This is a genomic window from Xanthomonas sp. NCPPB 1128, from assembly GCF_001043115.1.
In the GTDB taxonomy this organism is placed as follows: Bacteria; Pseudomonadota; Gammaproteobacteria; order Xanthomonadales; family Xanthomonadaceae; genus Xanthomonas_A.
Map to the genome: position 1 here is coordinate 1 of NZ_LFME01000064.1, position 5,519 is coordinate 5,519.

Consider the following 5,519-nt stretch of genomic DNA (forward strand, 5'->3'; position numbering starts at 1 on the left):
GCTTTTCCCCCGCGCAATAAAAAATCCCCGTCCTTTTGGGACGGGGATTTGGGGTAAAGCCCCTGGCGATGACCTACTCTCGCATGGCTTGAGCCACACTACCATCGGCGCAGCTGCGTTTCACTTCCGAGTTCGGGATGGGATCGGGTGGTTCCACAGCGCTAATTTCACCAGGGAGACGGTTGGAGTGTCGCCACGTGCGGTACTCGGTCGTTGGACCGAGGACGGCAGGGCGCCAGCCTCTCATAGGGTGTGATGTAGCGAGCGAGTGAGAGCGATCGACGTGTTGTCGCGCTAAGGGATGCTTATGAGGAAGCATCTTGAGGTTATATGGTCAAGCCGCACGGATCATTAGTATCAGTTAGCTCAATGCATTGCTGCACTTACACACCTGACCTATCAACCACGTAGTCTACATGGTTCCTTTAGGGGACTTGTGTCCCGGGAGATCTCATCTTGAGGCGCGCTTCCCGCTTAGATGCTTTCAGCGGTTATCGCTTCCGAACATAGCTACCCGGCAATGCCACTGGCGTGACAACCGGAACACCAGAGGTTCGTCCACTCCGGTCCTCTCGTACTAGGAGCAGCCCCTCTCAAATCTCCAACGCCCATGGCAGATAGGGACCGAACTGTCTCACGACGTTCTGAACCCAGCTCGCGTACCACTTTAAATGGCGAACAGCCATACCCTTGGGACCGACTACAGCCCCAGGATGTGATGAGCCGACATCGAGGTGCCAAACACCGCCGTCGATATGAACTCTTGGGCGGTATCAGCCTGTTATCCCCGGAGTACCTTTTATCCGTTGAGCGATGGCCCTTCCATACAGAACCACCGGATCACTAAGACCTACTTTCGTACCTGCTTGATCCGTCGATCTTGCAGTCAAGCACGCTTATGCCTTTGCACACAGTGCGCGATGTCCGACCGCGCTGAGCGTACCTTCGTGCTCCTCCGTTACTCTTTAGGAGGAGACCGCCCCAGTCAAACTACCCACCATACACGGTCCCCGATCCGGATTACGGACCTAGGTTAGAACGTCAAGCACGACAGGGTGGTATTTCAAGGATGGCTCCACTGCAGCTAGCGCCACAGTTTCATAGCCTCCCACCTATCCTACACAGACGAACTCAACGTTCAGTGTAAAGCTATAGTAAAGGTTCACGGGGTCTTTCCGTCTTGCCACGGGAACGCTGCATCTTCACAGCGATTTCAATTTCACTGAGTCTCGGGTGGAGACAGCGCCGCTGTCGTTACGCCATTCGTGCAGGTCGGAACTTACCCGACAAGGAATTTCGCTACCTTAGGACCGTTATAGTTACGGCCGCCGTTTACTGGGGCTTCGATCAAGAGCTTCGCCTTGCGGCTGACCCCATCAATTAACCTTCCAGCACCGGGCAGGCGTCACACCCTATACGTCCACTTTCGTGTTTGCAGAGTGCTGTGTTTTTGATAAACAGTCGCAGCGGCCTGGTTTCTGCGACCCTCTTCAGCTATAGCTCGCACGAGCCACCAAAAAGGGTGCACCTTCTCCCGAAGTTACGGTGCCATGTTGCCTAGTTCCTTCACCCGAGTTCTCTCAAGCGCCTGAGAATTCTCATCCTACCCACCTGTGTCGGTTTACGGTACGGTCTGCGTAAGCTGAAGCTTAGGAGCTTTTCCTGGAAGCGTGGTATCAGTGACTTCGTCTAAAAGACTCGTCTCGGTGCTCGGTCTTAAAGGATCCCGGATTTGCCAAAGATCCAAACCTACCGCCTTTCCCCGGGACAACCAACGCCCGGTACACCTAACCTTCTCCGTCCCTCCATCGCACTTACGCGAGGTGCAGGAATATTAACCTGCTTCCCATCGACTACGGCTTTCGCCCTCGCCTTAGGGGCCGACTCACCCTGCGCCGATTAACGTTGCGCAAGGAAACCTTGGGCTTTCGGCGTGCGGGTTTTTCACCCGCATTGTCGTTACTCATGTCAGCATTCGCACTTCCGATACCTCCAGCAGACTTCTCAATCCACCTTCGCAGGCTTACGGAACGCTCCTCTACCGCGCATCGCTTATCGCGATGCACCCCAAGCTTCGGTTCACTGCTTAGCCCCGTTAAATCTTCCGCGCAGACCGACTCGACCAGTGAGCTATTACGCTTTCTTTAAAGGGTGGCTGCTTCTAAGCCAACCTCCTGGCTGTCTATGCCTTTCCACATCGTTTTCCACTTAGCAGTGAATTTGGGACCTTAGCTGTGGGTCTGGGTTGTTTCCCTTTTCACGACGGACGTTAGCACCCGCCGTGTGTCTCCCATACAGTCCGTCTCGGTATTCGGAGTTTGCAATGGTTTGGTAAGTCGCGATGACCCCCTAGCCATAACAGTGCTCTACCCCCGAGAGGATACATATGAGGCGCTACCTAAATAGCTTTCGAGGAGAACCAGCTATCTCCGGGTTCGATTAGCTTTTCACTCCTAATCACACCTCATCCCCTACCTTTGCAACGGGAGTGGGTTCGGGCCTCCAGTCAGTGTTACCTGACCTTCACCCTGGGCATGACTAGATCACCCGGTTTCGGGTCTACTGCCCGCGACTATGCGCCCTTATCAGACTCGGTTTCCCTTCGCCTCCCCTATACGGTTAAGCTTGCCACGAACAGTAAGTCGCTGACCCATTATACAAAAGGTACGCAGTCACTCTTGCGAGCTCCTACTGCTTGTACGCACACGGTTTCAGGATCTATTTCACTCCCCTCTCCGGGGTTCTTTTCGCCTTTCCCTCACGGTACTGGTTCACTATCGGTCGGTCAGGAGTATTTAGCCTTGGAGGATGGTCCCCCCATATTCAGACAGGGTTTCACGTGCCCCGCCCTACTCGTCTTCACTGGTATGGCCCTTTCAAATACAGGGCTATCACCTTCTATGGCCAACCTTTCCAGGTTGTTTTTCTAAAACCATACCAGCTTAAGGGCTAGTCCCCGTTCGCTCGTCACTACTTAGGGAATCTCGGTTGATTTCTTTTCCTCCGGTTACTTAGATATTTCAGTTCACCGGGTTCGCTTCCAGCAGCTATGTATTCACTGCAGGATACTGCCGAAGCAGTGGGTTTCCCCATTCGGACATTGCCGGATCAAAGCTTGTTGCCAGCTCCCCGACACTTTTCGCAGGCTGCCACGTCCTTCATCGCCTCTGACCGCCAAGGCATCCACCGTGTGCGCTTATTCGCTTGACCATATAACCTCAAGTTGCCTCAAGGTCATATTCAGTCCAGGGGTACAAAGCCTGGACGCGAACTATAACGACTCAATTTCTAGGGACTCGAGGTCCCCGCCTTAGCCACAACGACACGTCGAGAAGTGTGTTCTCAAACGCTCGCTACATCACAAATTATTAAAGAACAACGCTACGGCCTCAACGCCGAGCATCTAAATTCTTAGTGTGCGATACATTCAGAGTGGTGGGTCTGGGAGGACTCGAACCACCGACCTCACCCTTATCAGGGGTGCGCTCTAACCACCTGAGCTACAGACCCAAAGTCTTCGTCAGTGGTGGAGCCAGTCGGGATCGAACCGACGACCCCCTGCTTGCAAAGCAGGTGCTCTCCCAGCTGAGCTATGGCCCCGGTATTTCGGGGTGCTCCGCCCTGTGGCGGAACTCTCTGAATGCAGGTTACTTGTGAGGACGCCTGACAGATGGAGCTGTCATGCTCAAAAGGAGGTGATCCAGCCGCACCTTCCGATACGGCTACCTTGTTACGACTTCACCCCAGTCATCGGCCACACCGTGGCAAGCGCCCTCCCGAAGGTTAAGCTACCTGCTTCTGGTGCAACAAACTCCCATGGTGTGACGGGCGGTGTGTACAAGGCCCGGGAACGTATTCACCGCAGCAATGCTGATCTGCGATTACTAGCGATTCCGACTTCATGGAGTCGAGTTGCAGACTCCAATCCGGACTGAGATAGGGTTTCTGGGATTGGCTTACCGTCGCCGGCTTGCAGCCCTCTGTCCCTACCATTGTAGTACGTGTGTAGCCCTGGTCGTAAGGGCCATGATGACTTGACGTCATCCCCACCTTCCTCCGGTTTGTCACCGGCGGTCTCCTTAGAGTTCCCACCATTACGTGCTGGCAACTAAGGACAAGGGTTGCGCTCGTTGCGGGACTTAACCCAACATCTCACGACACGAGCTGACGACAGCCATGCAGCACCTGTCTCACGGTTCCCGAAGGCACCAATCCATCTCTGGAAAGTTCCGTGGATGTCAAGACCAGGTAAGGTTCTTCGCGTTGCATCGAATTAAACCACATACTCCACCGCTTGTGCGGGCCCCCGTCAATTCCTTTGAGTTTCAGTCTTGCGACCGTACTCCCCAGGCGGCGAACTTAACGCGTTAGCTTCGATACTGCGTGCCAAGTTGCACCCAACATCCAGTTCGCATCGTTTAGGGCGTGGACTACCAGGGTATCTAATCCTGTTTGCTCCCCACGCTTTCGTGCCTCAGTGTCAGTGTTGGTCCAGATGGCCGCCTTCGCCACAGATGTTCCTCCCGATCTCTACGCATTTCACTGCTACACCGGGAATTCCGCCATCCTCTACCACACTCTAGTTGCCCAGTATCCACTGCAATTCCCAGGTTGAGCCCAGGGCTTTCACAACGGACTTAAACAACCACCTACGCACGCTTTACGCCCAGTAATTCCGAGTAACGCTTGCACCCTTCGTATTACCGCGGCTGCTGGCACGAAGTTAGCCGGTGCTTATTCTTTGGGTACCGTCAGAACAATCGGGTATTAACCGACTGCTTTTCTTTCCCAACAAAAGGGCTTTACAACCCGAAGGCCTTCTTCACCCACGCGGCATGGCTGGATCAGGCTTGCGCCCATTGTCCAATATTCCCCACTGCTGCCTCCCGTAGGAGTCTGGACCGTGTCTCAGTTCCAGTGTGGCTGATCATCCTCTCAGACCAGCTACGGATCGTCGCCTTGGTGGGCCTTTACCCCGCCAACTAGCTAATCCGACATCGGCTCATCTATCCGCGCGAAGCCCGAAGGTCCTCCGCTTTCACCCTAAGGTCGTATGCGGTATTAGCGTAAGTTTCCCTACGTTATCCCCCACGAAAAGGTAGATTCCGATGTATTCCTCACCCGTCCGCCACTCGCCACCCAGAGAGCAAGCTCTCCTGTGCTGCCGTTCGACTTGCATGTGTTAGGCCTGCCGCCAGCGTTCACTCTGAGCCAGGATCAAACTCTTCACTTAAAACTACATGCCCGAAGGCAAAAGCTTTGATATGCAGAGTTCAAACCAAGCTACGTATCGCTTGCAAAGCAATTGATTTGTTGCTCTTGATTCGAACGTCTGCAAGATGGACATACTTCCACCTGCAGGCGTCCTCACAAGTTACCTGCGCACACTGTCAAAGAACTTCGGGGCCGGCCTCAGCGCCTTTCCCTTTTTCGCCCCGACGTTTCCGTCCGAGTGAGCCGCCCATTATAGCGGGCTTTTTGTTTCCGTCAACACCTCATTTCGAGGTGGTTGACGCTGG

Annotated in this window: 2 tRNA genes and 3 rRNA genes; all 5 read right to left on the bottom strand. The window is 54.3% G+C overall.

Annotation, left to right across the window (positions count from 1 at the left end):
* Window positions 1-60: 60 nt before the first annotated feature.
* Window positions 61-175, bottom strand: a 5S ribosomal RNA gene (gene rrf, locus ACP93_RS20685).
* 155 nt (window positions 176-330) lie between these two features.
* Window positions 331-3,210: ribosomal RNA gene (locus ACP93_RS20690) — 23S ribosomal RNA — on the bottom strand.
* A 223-nt stretch (window positions 3,211-3,433) separates the two neighbouring features.
* Window positions 3,434-3,510 (bottom strand) — tRNA-Ile (locus ACP93_RS20695).
* Between the two features lie 14 nt (window positions 3,511-3,524).
* Window positions 3,525-3,600: transfer RNA gene (locus ACP93_RS20700), tRNA-Ala, on the bottom strand.
* 88 nt (window positions 3,601-3,688) lie between these two features.
* A 16S ribosomal RNA gene (locus ACP93_RS20705) occupies window positions 3,689-5,233 on the bottom strand.
* The 16S, 23S and 5S rRNA genes sit together here with 2 tRNA genes alongside, the layout of an rRNA operon.
* Window positions 5,234-5,519: the final 286 nt, after the last annotated feature.